Below are 20,564 nucleotides of genomic sequence, written 5' to 3'. Positions count from 1 at the left end.
CGCGCTATCGCGCTCGCCGAAGCGAGCTTGGCAGGCGAACTGGATCTGGCCGTACTCAATCGGCAATCGCTGGCGTGGCGAAGGGCCCGCGCGGCACGCAAATGACGCCCGTCACCCGCAGCAGCGTTTGGACTTCTTGCCCGATCCGCATGGACAGGGATCGTTCCGTCCCGCTTTGACCCGCGCTGCGCCGGCCGTTGGCAGCGGAACGGCGGCAGCTGCCCGCAATCGGGACGCATGGAGCTGGAGGACACTCGTGGCGAGATCGGCCGGTGCCTGGTCCTCGCGTTCGTTGATCTCCATGCTGTCCAGCGCGCTTTCGTTGCGCGCGATCGCGATCAACACCGACAGACGCGCGAGACCATCGACCGCCTCGGCATCCTCGCCAGCCGCCACGGCATCCCAGCTTTCGGGTCGCAACGCCATCGCTTCGGCAAACCCGTCGATCCACAATTCCCAAAGGACGTCGCCGGTCCGCTCGTCAACGTCGAAGATCGGACGCAGCTTGCCACGCTCCAGATCGCGGGCGATCTCGGCGTATCGTGCCATGACGGCGTCGACGAACCATTGCACGTCGAGCGGATCCTCGAACGGCGCGATGCCGTCCTCATCGAGCCCCCATATGCTCTGCAGCCATTCGCCTTGCTCGATAGGCTCGGGTCCGACCAGCAGCCCGGTGAGAAACCCGTCGAGCTCGGTCAGTAGCATCGGCTCTTCGAGCGGCAGGTCGGCGAGCGCATCGTCGAGGCGACGGAGTCGGGACGGGCGCGGCTTCATGACGCCTCTTTCGAGATACTCGGTATCGTCACAGGCGGAGATTCCGTTTTTCCATCTCGGCAGCCGCCATGGCAGCGAGCGGAGAGCCCGGCGCCTGCGCAAAGATATCCGCAAGGTCGAGCACGTCTTCATTGTTCAATGCGGAGACCGAGGCCTTGATCGCCGCCAGACCTATGACGGCTTGGTCACGCTCGATCGTCAATCGCTTCATGCGGGATTTCAACATTGTCAGGCCGATAGCAGGAGGGGATGGAGGAGCAGACGCAGATGCAATCAGCTTTGGGGCCAGCGTTCGGGGGCGCGCCGGTGGCTGTTACACTCCTTTAGGAGACCTTCGCTTAGTCTGTTTGGCGGTGTTCGCGCGCTCTTCGGCGCCCAGCCGCTGCCAACGCTCGAACCGGGCACGCGTGAGATGTCCCGCTGCGATCCCGGCCTGAACCGCGCACCCGGGTTCGACGCTATGCGAACAGTTGGAAAAACGACACTCCTCCGCAGCCGCGACGAAATCGTCGAAGATCTCCGCGATCCCGGTGGCCGCGTCGGCCAACTGCAACTCGCGCATGCCCGGCGTATCGAGCAGCCACCCTCCCTGCGCCAGCCGGTGCATCTCGCGCACCGTCGTGGTGTGGCGGCCAGTGGAGTCGTTCGCACGAATGGCCTGGGTCGCGATGCTGTCCGAGCCGCGTAGCGAGTTGACCAGCGTCGACTTGCCGACCCCGGACGAGCCGAGGAACGCGACGGTCTGGCCGGGGCCGCACCAGTCCGCGAGGCCGGTGACGGCGTGTGGATCACGCCCATTGACGATCTCGACCCTCAGGCCGGGCTCGATCGCTCGCGCCGCTGCGACGTAAACGTCCGGTGTGTCGGTCAGGTCCGCCTTGGTCAGCACGACGACCGGGGTAACCTCCACGTCGTGCGCCAGCACCAGATAGCGCTCGAGCCGCGCGACGCTGAAGTCTTCGTTGCACGATGCGACGAGGAATACCGTATCGACGTTCGCGGCGATCATCTGCTCGCGACGCGGATCGCCCGGCGCGCGACGCTTGAACAGGTTCTTGCGGTGAAGCACGCGGATCGGCAAGCCGGTGGACGTCTCGATCAGCACCCAGTCGCCGACGGTCGGATGATCGTCGGTCGGTTGCGCCCCCGCGATATAGGGCGTCACGAGCTGCCGGCCGCCGGCTCCCGCCACCGCGATCTGACCACGATGGACCGACATCACCCGGACGGGATGAAGGTCGCGCAGGTCCTCGTCCGACAGCTGGGCGCTGAAATGGTCATCCCAGCCAAGATCTTCCAATGTCTCGTCGGTCGGCATCATAGGGCGCAGCGGCATCTTTCTTCACGACGGTTCGCGATCATCGTAGGTCGGGCTCACCGATATGGTGATCCCTGCCCGGTATGGCACGCTCGGCTCCGCGAAGCGACCATGCAGAGCATCCGGCGGGACGGCAAATCGGCAACGCCCGGTTTACTGGTCCCGATTTACTGGTCCCGGTTCACTGGTAATGCGTGACTTTCTCGAAGCCATCGTTGAGCTTCACCATCCGGATCACCTTCTTCACATAGCTTCGGACATGGCGGTCGAAGCGCGTGTCGTTTTAGACGCCGCGCCAGATATAGTCGTCCCGCTCCAGCAGCGCGCGGAGGAGGTTCGATACCGCCTCCTGCGTATCCAGCGATGCTTTGGCCTTCAGGATCAGCGAGCAGACCATCTCCTCGGCGCTCGCCTTGTCGCAATCGTCCTGAAGCTCCCGCCCGCCGCGCTCCGCGACGACCTGATCCGCGCGCGCCGCAACGACCCGGCTTTCCAGCCATTTGCGGGCCACCGCCCCGTCCCAGGTCTTTACGATCTTGTCCGCCACACGCTTCTCGCATTCTCTCGCACGCGACGCAGGCCTGCCGACGTTTCCCGGCCGGCCACGGTGATCACGCCAGCCGACCGCCGCCGATACCACCGACGCTCGGCCAGGTACACCGCGCCTTGGTAGGGCCGGAGTTGAGCTCCCGTGCCAATTGACATAGCTTTGCCGTGCTACCCGAACGCATCCGCATCATGCGGTGACGGCTCCGGGGCGAATTGGGAGAGGTGCCGCATGGACCAGCAACCAACGCACCGGTTTGTGCCGGACGGGTCGATCGGGCGCATCATGATGGCGAGGGCGATCCGATGATCCTGCTGATACTTGCCGCGCAAGCCGCCACGCTGGGCGCGACCAATTACAGCGTCGATGCACCGATGCCCGTACCCAAAGGGCGCCCGAGCTTTGCCGACGAGTTCGACGGCAAGGCGATCGACCAGACCAAATGGCGCTTCGACGTGTCGCGCAACGCCGAAGGATGGTACAATCACGAACGCCAATATTACGCCAAGGACCGGGCCGAAAATGCGCGGATCGAAAACGGCGCTCTGGTGATCGAGGCGCGGCGCGAGACGCTGTCAAAGGCGCGCTTCGCCGATTGGGGCGGTCAGGCGTACACCTCAGCCAAGCTCGTCTCGCGCACCCCGCGTGGGTATGGCTTTTACGAAGTCCGCGCGAAACTGCCGTGCGGGCGTGGCAGCTGGCCGGCGATCTGGCTGCTGCCGTCGGGCGGAAAATGGCCCGACGAGGGCGAGATCGACATCATGGAGATGGTCGGCTGGGATGCAAACGTCGTCCATGCGACACTCCACACGGCGGCATTCAATCACACCAAGGGCACGCAACGCGGCGCGCAGATCGGACTCGCGACCGCCTGCACGGCATATCACCGCTATCAGCTCGACTGGCGCGCGGATGCGATCACGATCGGTGTCGATGGCCGCGCGATCATGCGCGTCGCCAACGACCAGCCCGGCGGCAAGGCGGCGTGGCCGTTCACGCGCCCCTATGACCTGATCCTCAACCTCGCGGTGGGTGGCGACTGGGGTGGCCAGAAGGGGATCGACGACGTGGCGTTTCCGCAGCGGATGGCGATCGATTACGTCCGCTACTGGCAGCGCTGACCAAAGCCCCTTCACCGGCGGCCCTGTGCGAAAAGGATGACCAGCCCGCCGCACAGCGTCAGTGCGGCGAGCACGAGCATCACCCCATCGAAGTCGGTCGGCGTGGCAAGCGCCCAGGTCAGCGTCGGTCCAAGCAGGCCGGGCAGCGTGTTGGTCAGGTTGAGCAACCCGAGATCGCGGCCACGATGGCGGGCGTCGGGCAACAGCTGCATCGCGAACGACGCATGGAGCGCCAGGAACACCGACGTCCCGGTGCTGTAGACGCAGAACGCGACCGCACCGCCCGTAAAGCTCTGCGCGCCCGCCATTCCCAATAGTCCCGCAGCCGCGACGACGGTTGCCGCGAAGAGGAACGGCTTGGTCCGACCCGAACGATCGGCAAGACGACCGACGAAGACCGCGATCGGCAGCGGCACCGAATAGGCGACGATCATCACCGTTCCCATCCGCGCCGCGATCGTCGCTGGTGCGACTGCCGGCGTGACGCTTTCGAGATAGTAGAAGAAATAGACGAACAGCGCGCTGCCCGCGATCTGGACGAACAGCCGCGCGGTCCAGGCCAGCGCCAGGTCGCGCCGTAGCACCGCCCTCGCCGGCCGTGGCGGGTCGTCCGGCACCACCGGCTGCGCGCGCTGCAGCAACAGGGGCATCGTACAGGCGACCACTGCGAGCGGCACGATCGCCAGCCGCGCCGCCTCGCCGAGCAGGGCGGTTGCCATCAACGCCGCCGCCAGCGCCGCGGCGACCGGGCTTGCCACCGCGAGCAGACCGCCGGCCAGACCCTTCTGCGCATCGGGCACCTCGTCGGCCATGATCGCCAGCAGCGGCGCGAGCACTGCATTCACCGCGACCTGGAACGTCACAACCGACAGGATAAGACCGGTCGACGACGTCGCCGCGCCGATCGCCGCATAGGAAAGCGTCGTGGCGACGAGCCCGCCGGCGAGCCACTTGCGACGCCCGCCGCCGCGGGCGACCGATCGGTCGCTCAGCCAACCGAACGCGATGTTGGCGACGCTGGCCGAAAGCGCGCCGGCAACCACGATCACGGTGAGGACGCCCAGCCGCCCTGCCCCGGCGACGGCAGCGACCTTGATCGGCAACAGCAACGTCAAAAACGGCAGGTAGCCGATGACTCCACCGACATAAGCGAGCGCGAAAACCAGCAGAAAGCCGGTTGACCGACGATCGGGTAGCGGCGCGGTCGGGAGAGCGGGATGGCGCGCCATTGCGCTGTTCCTAGGCCGCGCGATACCAGCAGGGCAACCTCCGTCCGTCGCCGACATGGGGCGTCTCGAAGGCCCTTGGCGTGATGCATTGCGTCACCGCACGACCCGACGCGCGGCCGCTTCGAACCCCGATATGTTGCAGCGCGGACACTATAATCGACATATTTTGTGAACGTTCACAACGGTAGCGCTACCGTGCTTGACACACTGTGACGGACAGAGAATGTGAACGTTCACGGGGAAGGCGCAGCTCATAGCGCCGTCTACAGGGGAGGACTATCATGCGTGGCTTCACAGCTCGCTCGCTTTCGCGTTTCGTCATCGGCACATCGGCACTGGCCTTAGTTGGCCTGCCCGGCATCGCCATGGCGCAGGACGCTGCCGCAACGGTCGGCAATCCAGGCTCTTCGGACATCGTACCGCAGGCCACCCCCACCGGTCCGAACGAGGCCACCGACGATATCGTCGTCACCGGCATCCGCGCATCGCTGCGCGAGGCGATCGACATCAAGCGCAATGGCCAGGGCGTGGTCGACGCGATTTCGTCGGAAGATATCGGCAAGTTCCCCGACACCAACCTCGCCGAGTCACTGCAGCGCATCACCGGCGTATCGATCGACCGCTCGAACGGTGAAGGCTCGACCGTCACCGTCCGCGGCTTCGGCCCGGAATATAACCTCGTCACGCTGAACGGTCGCCAGATGCCGACCTCGACACTCGGCGACGGCGCCAGCGCGCCCGCCTCGCGCTCGTTCGACTTCGCCAACCTCGCCTCCGAAGGCGTCGCCGCGGTCGAGGTCTACAAGACCGGTCGCGCCGCCGTGCCCTCGGGCGGCATCGGCTCGACGATCAACATCCGCACCCCGCGCCCGCTCGACAAGCCGGGCACGCGTGGCAGCATCGCCGCCAAGGGCGTGCTCGACAGCTCGCGCAACGGCAAGGACCAGATCACGCCGGAAGTGTCGGGCATCCTGTCCACCACCTTCGCCGACGACCGGATCGGTATCCTGTTCAGCGGCGCGTATCAGCGTCGCAAGGCGAGCAACAACTCGGCGAGCGTCGGCTTCCGCGACGGGTTCCTGGGGGCTGAGAATAACTGGGGCACGCTGGCACAGCCCGGCACGCCGGGCGCCGCCAACATCACCAACCGCCCCGGTCCGACCGACGTCTATGAGATCCCGCAGAGTGCCGCCTACGACGTCATCGACATCGACCGCGAGCGCATCAACGGCCAGCTGGTCCTTCAGGCCAAGCCGACCGACACGCTGACGGCGACGCTCGACCTCACCTATTCGAGCAACAAGGTCGAGGTGCGCGACAGCAGCGTCGGCATCTGGTTCAACTTCGGCGACACGCGCAGCGCATGGACCAATGGGCCGGCAGCCGGTCCGGTTTTCTATTCGGAGAATTTCGCGCCGGGCAAGGATCTGTCGTACAGCAGCTCGCTGACCGCGAACAAATCCGAGAACAAGTCGATCGGCGGCAACCTGACCTGGGAAGCGCCCGGCAATGTCACGATGTCGCTTGACGCGCATCACTCGACCGCGGTCTCGAAGCCGACCAACGATTACGGCAGCAGCACGTCGATCGGCGGCGCGATCTTCGGCGTCCAGTCGCAGACCGTGAATTTCGAGAACGACCTGCCGATTATCTCGTACCAGATGTACCCCGGCATCGACCCGCTGAACGCGTCGTTGATCACGCCGACCGGCAACGCGTTCCGCAACGCGTATTTCAAGGACGAGATCAACCAGCTCCAGCTGAAGGGGCATTACGACCACGACGGCGATTTCCTCGACAGCATCGACTGGGGCTTCTCGTACGTCGACAACAAGGTCCGCTCGGCCTACGGCTTTATCCAGAACGAGACCTGGGGCGGGATCGATCCGCGCGGCGCGGCAGCCGGTGCAGCGGCGGTTCCCGACGATTTCTTCAACCTCACCAGCATCCCCGACAAGTTCAAGGGCGTATCGGGCGCGAACAATCCGGCGATCCCGCAGTCGATCTACACGTTCAATTTCGAGCAGATGGCCGAACTGCTGCGGTCGCAGTATAATATCTGCAGCGCCCCGCAGACCGGCACCGCCGCGCCTGGCACTTGCCTTGCCAACTACACCAACGATCGCCGCATCCGCGAGCGGACGATCTCGCCCTACATCCAGTTCAACGGCAAGTTCGACGTCTTCGATCGACCGGCGCACATCATCGGTGGCGTCCGCTACGACGAGACACAGGTGAACTCGTCGGCATTGGTGCCGATCCCGACCGGTACACGCTGGACCGGGGCGAACGAATTCGCCCTGACCTATGCGGCCAACGCCGCGTTCACGACGCTCAAGGGCCGCTATCACAATTGGCTGCCCGCGGTCGATTTCGACATCGAACCGGTCCGCAACGTCAAGCTGCGCGCGTCGTACAGCCACACCATCACGCGCGCGGATTACGGCAGCCTCCAGGGCGGCCTGAACATCGACTCCAACCCGCGGATCGGTGGCGGCACCGGCAGCCAGGGCAACCCGAACCTGATCCCGTACAAGTCGAAGAACATCGATCTGTCCGCGGAATGGTATTACGGCCGCGAAAGCTATATTTCGGTCGGGTATTTCACCAAGGACGTACAGAACTTCATCGGCACGACGCAGATCAACACGCCGGCATTCGATCTGCGCAACCCAGGCTCGGGCCCGCGCTATCGTCAGGCGGTGGCGGCACTCGGATCGACCGACAACAATTTGGTACGCGATTACATCCTGCGCAACTTCCCGGCCTCGTCGCAGGTCACGGGGACGAGCGATGCGGGGCTGCTGACGGGCAATATCTTCGGCCTGCCGCAGGACGATCTGTTCAACTTCCAGGTGAGCCAGCCGTTCAACAGCGACCAGACCGCCAACATCAACGGCTGGGAATTCGCGATCCAGCACCGCCTGTGGGAAACCGGGTTCGGCGTCATCCTGAACTACACGATCGTCAACGGCGACGCGAAGTACGACAACGCGCTCGATCCGAATATCGGCCAGTTCGCGCTGACCGGGCTCAGCGACAGCGCCAACGCGGTCGGCTATTACGACAAGAACGGCTTCCAGGCGCGTGTCGCGTATAACTGGCGCGGGCAATTCTATGCCGGCGGCGCGTTCGACCCGACCTATGTCGAGGCGTACGGCCAGGTCGATGCGAGCGCGAGCGTCCAGATGACCAAGGGGCTGGCGGTGTTCGGCGAGGTCATCAACCTCACCGGCCAAGGGCGTCGCGGGCATCGTCGCTCGGACAATTTCGTAACCTTCGCGCAGCCGGGCTACGCACGCTACTCGGCCGGCCTGCGCTTCAACTTCTGAGGCGGGTGTTTGGAATCCTCCCCCGCAAGGGGGAGGTGGCGCCGGAGGCGACGGAGGGGAGGAACACGGGACCGCTGTTACCCTTACCTCCCCCTCCGTCTGGCAAGAGCCAGCCACCTCCTCCTGGCGGGGAGGATTCGAGCGACCGCAATGACCGGGGAAAGATGGCGTTTTCGGCGATGGCAAGGCAAGTCGAGATGCACTCGAATGAGGGAAACAGGCAGCAAACGATGGCCACGAATACCGGCCCCGAAGCAACGAACGACCACCCGATCACGAACATCGTGATCGTCGGCGGCGGTACGGCCGGTTGGCTCGCCGCCTGCCTGATCGCCGCCCGCACCGATCACGGCGCCGCACACCCCCTCAAGGTAACCCTGATCGAGTCCCCCGACGTGCCGACGATCGGCGTCGGCGAAGGCACATGGCCGACGATGCGCCGCACGCTCGAACGCATCGGTATCGCCGAGGCCGACTTCATCCTCGCCTGCGACGCATCGTTCAAACAGGGATCGCGGTTCGACGGCTGGCGGACCGGCGCCCCCGACGACAGCTATCTCCACCCCTTCACCGCACCCGTCGACGGCGACCCGCGCGACATCGTCGCAGCCTGGGCCGAGCATGGCGGTCAGTTCGCGAACAGTGTCGGCGCGCAAGGCGAGATCTGCCACCGCGACCTCGCGCCCCGCCAGCGGGCGATGCCTGACTACGCGGGCACGCTGAACTATGCCTACCACCTCGACGCCGGCAAGCTCGCCGCACTGCTGACGCGCCATGCAACCGAGCGGCTCGGTGTCCGCCACATCCGCGACCACGTCGTCGGCATCGACAACACCGAGCACGGCGACATCGCCGCGGTCCAGACGCGCGCGTCGGGTGCGATCGCGGGCGACCTGTTCCTCGATTGCACCGGTCACGCAGCACTGTTGATCGGCGGGCATTACGACATCGCCACGATCGACCGCGGTGGCGAGTTGTTCAACGATCGCGCGCTGGCGGTGCAGATGCCCGTCGCGCCCGACAGCGCGATCGCCTCGCAGACCAACGCCACCGCGCACGCCGCGGGCTGGATCTGGGACATCGGCCTGCCCACCCGCCGCGGCATCGGCTGCGTCTATTCCTCAGCGCATCTGAGCGACGACGCGGCGGCTGAGACGCTTGCGCGCTATATCCGCACCACCGTGCCCGACGCCGCATTACCCATTTTCCGCCAACTCAAGTTCCAGTCGCGCCATCACGAGCGATTCTGGGAACGCAATTGCCTGGCGGTCGGGCTGTCGGCCGGATTCCTGGAGCCGCTCGAAGCGTCGGCGATCGTCCTGATCGAACTGTCGCTCGATGCGCTACTCGACAATTTCCCCAGCCACCGCGGCGCGATGGATATTCACGCGACGCGCTTCAACACGCTGTTTCGCTACCGCTGGGACCGGATCGTCGAGTTCCTGAAGCTGCATTACGTGCTCAGCGAGCGCGACGAACCCTATTGGCGCGATCACCGCGACGCCGCATCGATCCCGCCGCGCCTCGCCGAACTGCTGACGCTCTGGCGCCACCAACCGCCATCGCGCGCGGATTTCCCGATGATCGACGAGATCTTCCCGGCCGCGAGCTATCAATATGTCCTGTACGGCATGGGCTTCCCCGTGCCGACCCGCGGACCGATCGCCACGGCGGACCGTACGCGGACGGAAACCTTGCTGGCGCAGGTCGATCAGCGCAAGCGTATGCTCGCCGCTGGCCTGCCGACCAACCGTGCCTATCTCGATGCCCTGCGGCACGCGACCGCTCCCGCCATGGAATTGTCAGCCTGATGTCCGACCACGTCATCCTTACCGCCGAAGACCACCGCGACCTGCGTATCCGTACCGAACGCGCCCCCGAACTGGGCGACGCGGTGATGACGTGCATCACCGTCCCGAGCGAGTTCCGGCGGGTCCAGACGCACTATCCGATCCTGTTCCAGCTTGACGCGGAGCGCGACAGCTTCACCGCGCTGGCGATGTTCGGGTTCGAGCCGGGCGAGAACCTGTTCCTGACCGACGCCGGATGGGACGCGCGCTATCGTCCGCTCGCGATCGACAGCCAGCCGTTCCTGGTCGGCCGCGGCGCCGGCGACGTCCGCCAGGTCCATATCGACATGGCGAGTCCGCGGATCGGGGCGGACGAAGGCATGCGCGTGTTCGACGATACGGGCCGACCGACGCCGTATCTCGAACGGATCACCGATCAGCTCCGGGCGCTCGACACCGACTATGTCGCGTCCGCGGATTTCTTCGCCGCAGTGCGCCGCTACGAGCTGCTGGAACCGCTGACGCTCGATGTCACGCTCGACGATGGCGCGAAGAACCGGCTGGTGGGCTATCACGTGATCGACGAGGACCGGCTGGCCGCGCTCGACGGCGCTGCGGTAGCGGACCTGCACGCTGCCGGGCACATGATGCCGATCTTCATGGCGCTCGCCTCGCTCGGCAACATCGGCGATCTCGTCGCGCGGAAGAACCGGCGGATGACGCGTGGCTGACGCGGAGCCCGGCATCTTCGCGACCATGCCGCGCATCCGCGAGATCGTCATCCGCGATGCCACGGATCTGGACGTGCATCTGCGCGAGGCGACCACGCCGTTCATCGTGCGCGGGCTAATCGCCGACTGGCCGATGGTCCGCGCCGGGGTGCAATCCGCGAAGGCCGCACGCGACTATATCCAGGCCCACGCGCGCGACCTCCCTTTCGCAGTTTCAGTCGCGATGCCCGACAGCGGCGGCCGATTGTTTTACGACGCGGCGCACGCGATGAACTTCCAGATGCTGCGCGCGAAACTGCCCGAGATCTTCGCGCGGATCGACTCCAACGAAGGCGCGGCCGAGGCGCATGCCATCTATCTCGCGTCGATCGACATGCACCAATTCTTCGTCGGATTGCACGAGGCGAACCATGTGGATCTCGGCGACCGCACGCCGCTCGCCAGCATCTGGATGGGCACCCGGACGCGGATCGCCGCGCATAACGACGTGCCCGACAATCTCGCCTGCGTCGCGGTCGGGCGGCGGCGCTTCACGGTCTTTCCGCGCGACCAGTTCCGCAATCTCTACCTCGGCCCTGTCGACAACACGCCGGCCGGGCGCGCGGTCAGCATGGTCGATTTCCACGATCCGGACTTCGCCACACACCCCCGTTTCCGACAGGCGCTGGAGCACGGCCAGGTCGCGGAACTGGAAGCTGGCGACGCGCTCTACATCCCGGCGATGTGGTGGCACCATGTCGAGGGGCTGTCCGACTTCAACGTGCTGGTGAATTACTGGTGGCGCGAGACGCCGCGGTGGCTCGGCCAGCCGCAGGATGCGCTCAACCACGCGATGCTGGCGATCCGTGACCTCCCCGCGGACGAGAAGACGCATTGGCGCGAGATGTTCGACCAGTATGTCTTCGCCAACGGCCCCGACGTCACGGACCACATTCCCGAGGCGGCGCGCGGCGTGCTCGCGCCGCTCACTGCCGACACCGCGGGTCGCCTCCGCGCCTTCCTCCTGAGAGCGCTCAGCCGATGACCGAACACCCTATACGCCGCGTCGTGATCGCGGGCGGCGGCACCGCAGGCTGGATGGCAGCCGCCGCAATCGCGCGCACGATGGGCAGCACGATCGAGCTTACCCTGGTCGAATCCGATGCGATCGGCACGGTCGGCGTCGGCGAATCGACGATCCCGCCGATGATCACCTTCAACCGCCTGCTCGGGATCAACGAAGCCGAGTTCATGCGCGAGACGCAGGCGACGTTCAAACTCGGTATCCTGTTCGACGACTGGAAGGATCGCGGCGAGCGCTATTTCCACTCGTTCGGGATCACCGGCAAGGATCACTGGTCCGCAGGTTTCCAGCATTTCTGGCTGCACGGCCTGACCAAGGGTCACGCGCAACCCTACGACGATTACTGCCTCGAACTGCGTGCGGCGTTGCAGGGCAAGTTCGCGCACCTGCCCGACGACCGGATGAACTATGCGTACCAGCTCGACTCGACGCGCTACGCCAAGTTCCTCCGGAAAATGGCGGAGGCCGACGGCACGCGCCGCCTCGAAGGCAGGATCGCGCAGGTCGAGCTGAACGGCGAGAGTGGCGACATCGCCGCGCTGGTGCTCGAGTCCGGTGTGCGGATCGAGGGCGACCTGTTCCTCGACTGCACGGGGTTTCGCGCGTTGCTGATCGAGGGCGCGCTGCACGCCGGGTTCGACGACTGGACGCATTACCTGCCGTGCGATTCCGCGATCGCGATCCAGACCGAGAGCGTGCGGCCTGCCTTGCCCTATACGCGGGCGATGGCGCATGATGCGGGCTGGCAGTGGCGCATCCCGCTCCAGCATCGGACCGGCAACGGCATCGTCTATTGCAGCCGCTATCTCGACCGCGACGCAGCACTCGACCGGCTGCTCGGCAATATCGAGGGCAAGACGCTGACCGAGCCGAACGTGATCCGTTTCGTGACCGGCGCGCGGCGGCAGCAATGGCATCGCAACTGCATCGCGATCGGGCTGTCGGGTGGGTTCATGGAGCCGTTGGAATCGACCAGCATCCACCTGATCCAGCGCGCGGTACTGCGGCTGTTGCGGCTGTTCCCGTCGGGGGCGGTGAGCCCCCGCGACGTCGCCGAATTCAACGACCAGCAGCATACCGACATGCTGCAGATCCGCGATTTCCTGATCCTGCATTATAAGGCGACCGAGCGCCGTGACAGCGCGTTCTGGCGGCAATGCGCGGCGATGCCGATCCCCGCCTCGCTCGAACAGAAGATCGAGCTGTTCCGCGCGACCGGCCGCGTGTTCCGCAAGAACGAGGAGCTGTTCGCGGAAAACAGCTGGGTGCAGGTGATGCTCGGCCAGGGGATCGTGCCGCGCAGCTATCACCCGATCGCCACCAAGCTGCGCGACGAGGAACTGGCGCGGCTGCTTGGTGGCTTGCGCGACGGCACCAACGCGACCGTTGCCGGGCTGCCCGAGCACGCCGCCTATGTCGCGCGCTACTGCGGCAACGCCCCCACTCCCTCGCCCGTCCTCACAGCCTGAATTCAGACGCATGGCACGGCGACGTCAAGCGGTAACGATCAAGCATGTCGCGGCGGATGCAGGCGTTTCGCTGCAAACCGTCAGTCGCGTCGTCAACAAGGACTCGGGCGTGCGCCCCGAGATGATGGCCCGCGTCCAGGCGTCGATCGACAAGCTTGGCTACGTCCCGTCGATCGCCGCGCAACGCATGGGCGGATCGCGCTCGTACCTGATCCTCGCGCTCAACGACCGCGAGCGGACGATCGCCGACTGGCGCGCGCGACAGGGCACCGATTGGTTCGACCAGATGATGCTCGGCGGCATGCTGACGTGCGCGGAACACGGGTACCGGTTGATCGTCGAACTCGTCGACACGCATAGCGACCATATCGAGCGCGAGCTGCAGGCCGCGATCGCCGCGCTGCAGCCCGATGGCGTGATCCTGACGCCGCCGCATTCAGGCAATCCGCTGATCATCAACCTGCTCGAGGCCCATGGCATCAGCTTTGCACGGATCGGCTCGCTGATCGAAGGGCCTGGCCTCCGACTGATCATGGACGATACGCGGGCCGCATTCATCGCCACCGAGCATCTGCTCGAACTCGGCCACCGGCGCATCGGCTTCATCGCCGGGCCGGCAGACTATGAACTCAGCGCGTGGCGGGTCGATGGCTGGCGCGCGGCGATGCAGGCGGCGGGGGTCGCATGCGATGATCTGTTGGCGGTCGGCGACTTCAGCCACGCGTCGGGACGCGCGGCGGCGATGCAACTCCTGGCGCTCGCCGAGCCCCCGACCGCGATCATCGCGAGCAACGATCAGATGACGCTTGCGACGCTCGAATTGGCGCGCGAGCGCGACTTAGCAATCCCTCGCAATCTGTCGTTGATCAGCTTCGACGACACGCCGATCATTCGTCTCGCGCATCCACCGCTGACTGCGATCGTCCAGCCGATCGCCGAAGTCACCGCGCGTGCGGTTGCACTGATCATCGCGGATCTCGACGCCCGACTGGCAACGACCACTCCCGTGACAGTTCCTGCGGTGCTGACATTACGCCATTCGACATCCGCACCTTAACGGTGGGCTGTACGCATGCTGGAGTTTGCGAGCGGTGTGTGTCGGCCAGACACGACAAAGCCCCGCTTTGTGGGCGGGGCTATTGTAGATGGTTGCGGGGACAGGATTTGAACCTGTGACCTTCAGGTTATGAGCCTGACGAGCTACCGGGCTGCTCCACCCCGCGACATTCGCTTTCGCGAAGGGGGTATGAGACATGGTGAATGGGTTTCAAGCGTTCTGTGTTACGTATTGCCGCACGGGCTTCAATGCCTGGCGACGACCTACTCTTCCATCGCTTGAGCGATAGTACCATTGGCGCAGTCGGGTTTCACGGCCGAGTTCGGAATGGGATCGGGTGGGACACCGACGCTATAGCCACCAGGCAATGGAGCCGGTGCGACGATACGTTGGGGAATGCTATGGGTACCCTGGCCCCGGCTTTCGCCGGGACAGGGTTTTAAAATCGATACCGTGCAAGGTTTGTAGTGGTATTTGACCAATCCCTCGACGGCGAGGGGATTGGCAATCTGGCGTCGTCTTAATCATCCGCACGCATCGTTTGTCGCTACTGGTGACCCAGTGTTGTCATTGATGGTGTGAGACTCTCAAGCGCGAATAGAGCAATTAGTATCGGTTAGCTCCATGCGTTACCGCACTTCTACATCCGATCTATCAACGTCGTGGTCTCCGACGGCTCTATGAAATCTTATCTCGAGGGAGGCTTCCCGCTTAGATGCTTTCAGCGGTTATCCCGTCCATACATAGCTACCCAGCTGCGCTCCTGGCGGAACGACTGGTACACCAGAGGTATGTTCAACCCGGTCCTCTCGTACTAGGGTCAACTCCTCTCAAATTTCGACGCCCACGGCAGATAGGGACCAAACTGTCTCGCGACGTTCTGAACCCAGCTCACGTACCACTTTAATTGGCGAACAGCCAAACCCTTGGGACCTGCTCCAGCCCCAGGATGTGATGAGCCGACATCGAGGTGCCAAACAACCCCGTCGATATGAGCTCTTGGGGGTTATCAGCCTGTTATCCCCGGCGTACCTTTTATCCGTTGAGCGATGGCCCTTCCACGAGGGACCACCGGATCACTATGACCGACTTTCGTCTCTGCTCGACTTGTCAGTCTCGCAGTCAGGCGGGCTTATGCCATTGCACTCTAACAGACGGTTTCCGACCGTCCTGAGCCCACCATTGCGCGCCTCCGTTACTCTTTAGGAGGCGACCGCCCCAGTCAAACTACCCGCCACAGAGGGTCCCTGTTCCGGCTTACGGAACGAGGTTAGACATCAGAAACAAACAGGGTGGTATTTCACCTATGGCTCCACATCAGCTGGCGCCGATGCTTCAAAGCCTCCCACCTATGCTACACAGTTTCTTCCTAATGCCACTCTGAAGCTGCAGTAAAGGTGCACGGGGTCTTTCCGTCTAACCGCGGGTACTCCGCATCTTCACGGAGAATTCAATTTCGCTGAGCATGTCCTGGAGACAGTGGGGAAGTCGTTACGCCATTCGTGCAGGTCGGAACTTACCCGACAAGGAATTTCGCTACCTTAGGACCGTTATAGTTACGGCCGCCGTTTACCTGGGCTTCATTTCAGAGCTTGCACCCCTCCACTTAACCTTCAGGCACCGGGCAGGCGTCAGGCCCTATACGTCGTCTTGAAGCCGACTTAGCAGAGCCCTGTGTTTTTGCTAAACAGTCGCTACCCCCTGGCCTGTGCCCCCTCAAAGTGCTTGCGCATAGTGAGGGCCTCCTTCTTCCGAAGGTACGGAGGCAATTTGCCGAGTTCCTTCAGGACACTTCTCTCAAGCGCCTTGGTATACTCTACCTGACCACCTGTGTCGGTTTCGGGTACGGTCTATACGGTGGGGCTATTTCCTGGAACCATTTCGAAGCCATCCCAATCCGATAAGGGATGACAACACACATGATCCGTCACACACCACCAGGCCCACGAATATTAACGTGGTTCCCATCGACTACCCCCTTCGGGCTCGTCTTAGGGGCCGGCTCACCCTGCGCGGATTAGCCTTGCGCAGGAACCCTTGGTCTTTCGGCGAGAGGGCATCTCACCCTCTTTATCGCTACTCATGTCTGCATTCGCACTTCCGATACCTCCACGACCCATTACCAGATCGCTTCACAGGCTTACGGAACGCTCCGCTACCGCGTACCACATCAGTGGTACACCCTAAGCTTCGGCACGTATCTTGAGCCCCGTTACATCTTCGCCGCAGGACCTCTTGTTTAGACCAGTGAGCTGTTACGCTTTCTTTAAAGGATGGCTGCTTCTAAGCCAACCTCCTGGTTGTTTTGGAAGTCCCACATGCTTTCCCACTTAGATACGATTTGGGGGCCTTAGCTGTAGGTCAGGGCTGTTTCCCTTTTGACGACGGACCTTAGCACCCGCCGTCTGTCTCCCGCATATCACTCTTAGGTATTCGGAGTTTGGTTAGGTTTGGTAGATCTCGCGACCCCCTAGCCCATCCAGTGCTCTACCCCCTAAGGTGTTCGTGCGAGGCACTACCTCAATAGTTTTCGCGGAGAACCAGCTATTTCCCGGCTTGATTGGCCTTTCACCCCTAAACACAACTCATCCGGTAACTTTTCAACGTTAATCGGTTCGGACCTCCAGTGCATGTTACTGCACCTTCATCCTGGTCATGCCTAGATCGCCGGGTTTCGGGTCTAATACATCAAACTCTGGCGCCCTATTCAGACTCGCTTTCGCTGCGCCTACACCTATCGGCTTAAGCTTGCTTGATACATTAAGTCACAGACCCATTATGCAAGAGGTACGCTGTCAGGCCATAAAAGCCCTCCAACTGCTTGTAGGCAATCCGTTTCAGGTACTGTTTCACTCCCCTCATCGGGGTGCTTTTCACCTTTCCCTCACGGTACTAGTTCGCTATCGGTCACATACGAGTATTTAGGCTTGGAGGGTGGTCCCCCCATGTTCAGACAGAATTTCACGTGTTCCGCCCTACTCGAGTCCTGAATTCTCACTTTCGTATACGGGGCTGTCACCCGCTATGGCGTCTCTTTCCAGAAGACTTCTACTAGTTGAAATTCAGGCACTGGCCTGGTCCGCGTTCGCTCGCCACTACTAACGGAATCTCGGTTGATGTCTTTTCCTCCAGCTACTGAGATGTTTCAGTTCGCCGGGTTCGCTTCACGAAGCCTATGTATTCAGCTAAGTGATACCTAACCTAATTAACCCAACACCCTGCGTTACCGCACGGCTTGGATTAATCGGGATAGGTGGGTTTCCCCATTCGGAAATCGTCGGGTCAAAGCTTGCTCACAGCTCACCGACGCTTATCGCAGCGTGCCACGTCCTTCATCGCCTGTATGTGCCAAGGCATCCACGAATTGCCCTTACCTCACGCTTGAGAGTCCACACCACCAACGACATCACTGGGTGCGTTCCGAAGAACGTCACCAACTCGGCAGAGCAGTGCGCGTTGGCCTTTGTCAGGTGCGGATGATTATAATCTCAGCCAGATTATTAGTATGATGATGTCGATATCTGGAGCCTCGAACCGCTCGTTCAGATCGCGCTGCACAGAGTGCCTCACGAACCGCCGAAGCAATCCTCGTCTCCAAAATCGAGCACCTCACGGCATCGATTTTAAAAACCCATTCACAATGTCAAATACGGGTCGTCTCGACCCAATCACCGTGCTCTCGCACGGCGAACCGTTTCTCTTCATCTCTAGGTTGTGCTGATGGTGCGTTGCCCGCGAGCCCGTCAGTCGCAGCGAAGCTGCGCCTTGTGGGCGCGCTTTGCGGCGCTGGCCGTTCTTGGCGACGTGCGCGGCAGCTTTGCTGCCTCGTCTCGTCTCCTGCGAAATGGTGGAGCCTATCGGGATCGAACCGATGACCTGATGCTTGCAAAGCAACCGCTCTCCCAGCTGAGCTAAGGCCCCAAACGCACTTGTGTGTGGTGGGCCTAGGTGGATTCGAACCACCGACCTCACCCTTATCAGGGGTGCGCTCTAACCAACTGAGCTACAGGCCCACACCCGCTGCGCCCGTCAGACGCAGCAGAACTGCGCCCAAGAGGCGCGCTTCGCGCGCTGGCCGAGCTTGCCCACGTGCCAAATAGCAAAGCTATTCGTCTCGTAGACTAACCTAGTGATGAAGGGACATGAGGACGGCGGCTAATGTTCTTTGGAATGGAAGAAGCTCTTCCGACAGGGTGGCACCATAAGATGCGGGCCTATCAGCGCTTTCTGCCGATATCCTTAGAAAGGAGGTGATCCAGCCGCAGGTTCCCCTACGGCTACCTTGTTACGACTTCACCCCAGTCGCTAAACCCACCGTGGTCGCCTGCCTCTCTTACGAGTTAGCGCAACGCCTTCGGGTGAATCCAACTCCCATGGTGTGACGGGCGGTGTGTACAAGGCCTGGGAACGTATTCACCGCGGCATGCTGATCCGCGATTACTAGCGATTCCGCCTTCATGCTCTCGAGTTGCAGAGAACAATCCGAACTGAGACGGCTTTTGGAGATTAGCTCACACTCGCGTGCTTGCTGCCCACTGTCACCGCCATTGTAGCACGTGTGTAGCCCAGCGCGTAAGGGCCATGAGGACTTGACGTCATCCCCACCTTCCTCCGGCTTATCACCGGCGGTTCCTTTAAAGTGCCCAACTAAATGATGGCAACTAAAGGCGAGGGTTGCGCTCGTTGCGGGACTTAACCCAACATCTCACGACACGAGCTGACGACAGCCATGCAGCACCTGTGTGCAGGTCCCCGAAGGGAAGAAATCCATCTCTGGAAGTCGTCCTGCCATGTCAAACGCTGGTAAGGTTCTGCGCGTTGCTTCGAATTAAACCACATGCTCCACCGCTTGTGCAGGCCCCCGTCAATTCATTTGAGTTTTAACCTTGCGGCCGTACTCCCCAGGCGGATAACTTAATGCGTTAGCTGCGCCACCCAAACACCAAGTGTCCGGACAGCTAGTTATCATCGTTTACGGCGTGGACTACCAGGGTATCTAATCCTGTTTGCTCCCCACGCTTTCGCACCTCAGCGTCAATACATGTCCAGTCAGCCGCCTTCGCCACTGGTGTTCTTCCGAATATCTACGAATTTCACCTCTACACTCGGAATTCCACTGACCTCTCCATGATTCAAGCGATGCAGTCTAAAAGGCAATTCCAGAGTTGAGCTCTGGGCTTTCACCTCTTACTTACAAAGCCGCCTACGTGCGCTTTACGCCCAGTAATTCCGAATAACGCTAGCTCCCTCCGTATTACCGCGGCTGCTGGCACGGAGTTAGCCGGAGCTTATTCTCCCGGTACTGTCATTATCATCCCGGGTAAAAGAGCTTTACAACCCTAAGGCCTTCATCACTCACGCGGCATTGCTGGATCAGGCTTTCGCCCATTGTCCAATATTCCCCACTGCTGCCTCCCGTAGGAGTCTGGGCCGTGTCTCAGTCCCAGTGTGGCTGATCATCCTCTCAGACCAGCTAAGGATCGTCGGCTTGGTGCGCCTTTACCACACCAACTACCTAATCCTACGCGGGCTCATCCCTCGGCGATAAATCTTTGGACTTACGTCATCATCCGGTATTAGCAGTCGTTTCCAACTGTTATTCCGAACCAAGGGGCAGATTCCCACGCGTTACGCACCCGTGCGCCACTAAGGCCGAAGCCTTCGTTCGACTTGCATGTGTTAGGCATGCCGCCAGCGTTCATTCTGAGCCATGATCAAACTCTCAAGTTTATGTCACCAGCCAATCGCAGTGGAATTCCACGATCAACCAGCTCATCTCAAGGAGCCGCTCTGCACAATATCATTCAGACGACCGCCCCGGTGCCAACAGCCAAGACAGAGCGTCCATTACATATGGAATATGTGAAGGACATATGAGAACGACTTAGCTTTAAACGATACCCCGAAGCCTTGAGGACCCCGAGAACCGCAAGCCGCCGCCCACATGTCCCTTCATCTTAACCTACAATGTCAAACAGCCGACAAAAATACCGACACTCGCATAACCCTCCCTTCCGAGAAAGCTTGCAGCATCTAGTTTTTTGCGACCACCGCGGTAACCACTAAGGCACTTCGCTGCGGTGACACCCCTCTAAGACCACCTCGCCATACCGTCAAACACTATTTTACA

Annotated in this window: 12 protein-coding genes, 3 tRNA genes and 3 rRNA genes; 7 read left to right on the top strand and 11 right to left on the bottom strand. The window is 62.3% G+C overall.

All coding sequences use genetic code 11. The features are described 5' to 3' along the window. Positions 1 to 111: 111 nt before the first annotated feature. From QP164_RS00090 to QP164_RS00075, 4 genes are all read right to left on the bottom strand, one after another. Entirely contained in the window at positions 112 to 777 is a 666-nt protein-coding gene (locus QP164_RS00090; protein WP_333921703.1) for a UPF0149 family protein, read from the bottom strand. Positions 778 to 805: 28 nt separating this feature from the next. Then, positions 806 to 988, bottom strand: coding sequence for a hypothetical protein (locus tag QP164_RS00085; protein WP_333921702.1), 183 nt, complete (start codon positions 986 to 988; stop codon positions 806 to 808). Positions 989 to 1,090: 102 nt separating this feature from the next. Beyond that, positions 1,091 to 2,113 carry a ribosome small subunit-dependent GTPase A gene (rsgA, locus tag QP164_RS00080; RefSeq protein WP_333921701.1) on the bottom strand — a complete coding sequence of 341 codons (1,023 nt, stop codon included), beginning with the start codon at positions 2,111 to 2,113 and terminating at the stop codon, positions 1,091 to 1,093. A 265-nt stretch (positions 2,114 to 2,378) separates the two neighbouring features. Beyond that, positions 2,379 to 2,642 carry a hypothetical protein gene (locus tag QP164_RS00075; protein ID WP_333921700.1) on the bottom strand — a complete coding sequence of 88 codons (264 nt, stop codon included), beginning with the start codon at positions 2,640 to 2,642 and terminating at the stop codon, positions 2,379 to 2,381. Positions 2,643 to 2,947: 305 nt separating this feature from the next. Between QP164_RS00075 and QP164_RS00070 the strand changes: the two genes are divergently transcribed. Beyond that, a complete protein-coding gene (locus QP164_RS00070; protein ID WP_333921699.1) occupies positions 2,948 to 3,763 on the top strand; it encodes a glycoside hydrolase family 16 protein in 816 nt (271 codons plus the stop codon). Between the two features lie 11 nt (positions 3,764 to 3,774). Here the strand turns inward: QP164_RS00070 and QP164_RS00065 are convergent, their stop codons facing one another. After that, positions 3,775 to 4,992: an MFS transporter gene (locus QP164_RS00065; protein WP_333921698.1), complete on the bottom strand. Its 1,218-nt coding sequence runs from the start codon at positions 4,990 to 4,992 to the stop codon at positions 3,775 to 3,777. 281 nt (positions 4,993 to 5,273) lie between these two features. Between QP164_RS00065 and QP164_RS00060 the strand changes: the two genes are divergently transcribed. From QP164_RS00060 to QP164_RS00035, 6 genes are all read left to right on the top strand, one after another. Continuing rightward, positions 5,274 to 8,324, top strand: a complete 3,051-nt coding sequence (locus tag QP164_RS00060; RefSeq protein WP_132739491.1) for a TonB-dependent receptor — start codon at positions 5,274 to 5,276, stop codon at positions 8,322 to 8,324. A gap of 230 nt (positions 8,325 to 8,554) precedes the next feature. Next, on the top strand, positions 8,555 to 10,135 hold the full coding sequence (locus QP164_RS00055; RefSeq protein ID WP_333921697.1) for a tryptophan halogenase family protein: 1,581 nt from the start codon (positions 8,555 to 8,557) through the stop codon (positions 10,133 to 10,135). Further along, a complete protein-coding gene (locus tag QP164_RS00050) occupies positions 10,135 to 10,845 on the top strand; it encodes a SapC family protein (RefSeq protein WP_333921696.1) in 711 nt (236 codons plus the stop codon). Before QP164_RS00055 ends, QP164_RS00050 begins: the two co-directional genes overlap by 1 nt. After that, the gene (locus tag QP164_RS00045) at positions 10,838 to 11,869 is read left to right on the top strand and encodes a cupin-like domain-containing protein (protein WP_333921695.1); all 1,032 of its coding nucleotides are present in this window, start codon (positions 10,838 to 10,840) and stop codon (positions 11,867 to 11,869) included. Before QP164_RS00050 ends, QP164_RS00045 begins: the two co-directional genes overlap by 8 nt. Then, positions 11,866 to 13,377 (top strand): tryptophan halogenase family protein, encoded by a 1,512-nt coding sequence (locus QP164_RS00040; protein ID WP_333921694.1) that lies wholly within the window; start codon positions 11,866 to 11,868, stop codon positions 13,375 to 13,377. The genes QP164_RS00045 and QP164_RS00040 overlap by 4 nt, the downstream gene beginning before the upstream one ends. Before the next feature lie 10 nt (positions 13,378 to 13,387). Continuing rightward, entirely contained in the window at positions 13,388 to 14,434 is a 1,047-nt protein-coding gene (locus QP164_RS00035) for a LacI family DNA-binding transcriptional regulator (RefSeq protein ID WP_333921693.1), read from the top strand. Positions 14,435 to 14,523: 89 nt separating this feature from the next. On the opposite strand, the gene QP164_RS00030 is transcribed toward QP164_RS00035, so the two are convergent. The 6 genes from QP164_RS00030 to QP164_RS00005 form a co-directional block, all read right to left on the bottom strand. Then, positions 14,524 to 14,600, bottom strand: a tRNA-Met gene (locus tag QP164_RS00030). Positions 14,601 to 14,684: 84 nt separating this feature from the next. Next, a 5S ribosomal RNA gene (gene rrf / locus QP164_RS00025) occupies positions 14,685 to 14,799 on the bottom strand. A gap of 221 nt (positions 14,800 to 15,020) precedes the next feature. Continuing rightward, a 23S ribosomal RNA gene (locus QP164_RS00020) occupies positions 15,021 to 17,818 on the bottom strand. A 461-nt stretch (positions 17,819 to 18,279) separates the two neighbouring features. Then, a tRNA-Ala gene (locus tag QP164_RS00015) sits at positions 18,280 to 18,355 on the bottom strand. Positions 18,356 to 18,370: 15 nt separating this feature from the next. After that, positions 18,371 to 18,447, bottom strand: a tRNA-Ile gene (locus QP164_RS00010). Positions 18,448 to 18,677: 230 nt separating this feature from the next. Continuing rightward, a 16S ribosomal RNA gene (locus QP164_RS00005) occupies positions 18,678 to 20,164 on the bottom strand. Together the 16S, 23S and 5S rRNA genes with 3 tRNA genes alongside form the textbook arrangement of a ribosomal RNA operon. Between the last annotated feature and the right edge of the window lie 400 nt (positions 20,165 to 20,564).

Origin of the sequence: Sphingomonas sp. LR59 (assembly GCF_036855945.1) — a bacterium.
Taxonomy (GTDB): Bacteria; Pseudomonadota; Alphaproteobacteria; order Sphingomonadales; family Sphingomonadaceae; genus Sphingomonas.
Note: the sequence above shows the minus strand (reverse complement) of the source record. Positions and strands in the feature narration are given on the sequence as shown.

Bases quoted from the DNA above. Each gene is read 5' to 3' on its own strand.
- QP164_RS00090 (WP_333921703.1), bottom strand. From the start codon at position 777: ATGAAGCCGCGCCCGTCCCGACTCCGTCGCCTCGACGATGCGCTCGCC.
- QP164_RS00085 (WP_333921702.1), bottom strand. From the start codon at position 988: ATGAAGCGATTGACGATCGAGCGTGACCAAGCCGTCATAGGTCTGGCG.
- rsgA (WP_333921701.1), bottom strand. From the start codon at position 2,113: ATGCCGCTGCGCCCTATGATGCCGACCGACGAGACATTGGAAGATCTT.
- QP164_RS00070 (WP_333921699.1), top strand. From the start codon at position 2,948: ATGATCCTGCTGATACTTGCCGCGCAAGCCGCCACGCTGGGCGCGACC.
- QP164_RS00065 (WP_333921698.1), bottom strand. From the start codon at position 4,992: ATGGCGCGCCATCCCGCTCTCCCGACCGCGCCGCTACCCGATCGTCGG.
- QP164_RS00060 (WP_132739491.1), top strand. From the start codon at position 5,274: ATGCGTGGCTTCACAGCTCGCTCGCTTTCGCGTTTCGTCATCGGCACA.
- QP164_RS00055 (WP_333921697.1), top strand. From the start codon at position 8,555: ATGGCCACGAATACCGGCCCCGAAGCAACGAACGACCACCCGATCACG.
- QP164_RS00050 (WP_333921696.1), top strand. From the start codon at position 10,135: ATGTCCGACCACGTCATCCTTACCGCCGAAGACCACCGCGACCTGCGT.
- QP164_RS00040 (WP_333921694.1), top strand. From the start codon at position 11,866: ATGACCGAACACCCTATACGCCGCGTCGTGATCGCGGGCGGCGGCACC.
- QP164_RS00035 (WP_333921693.1), top strand. From the start codon at position 13,388: ATGGCACGGCGACGTCAAGCGGTAACGATCAAGCATGTCGCGGCGGAT.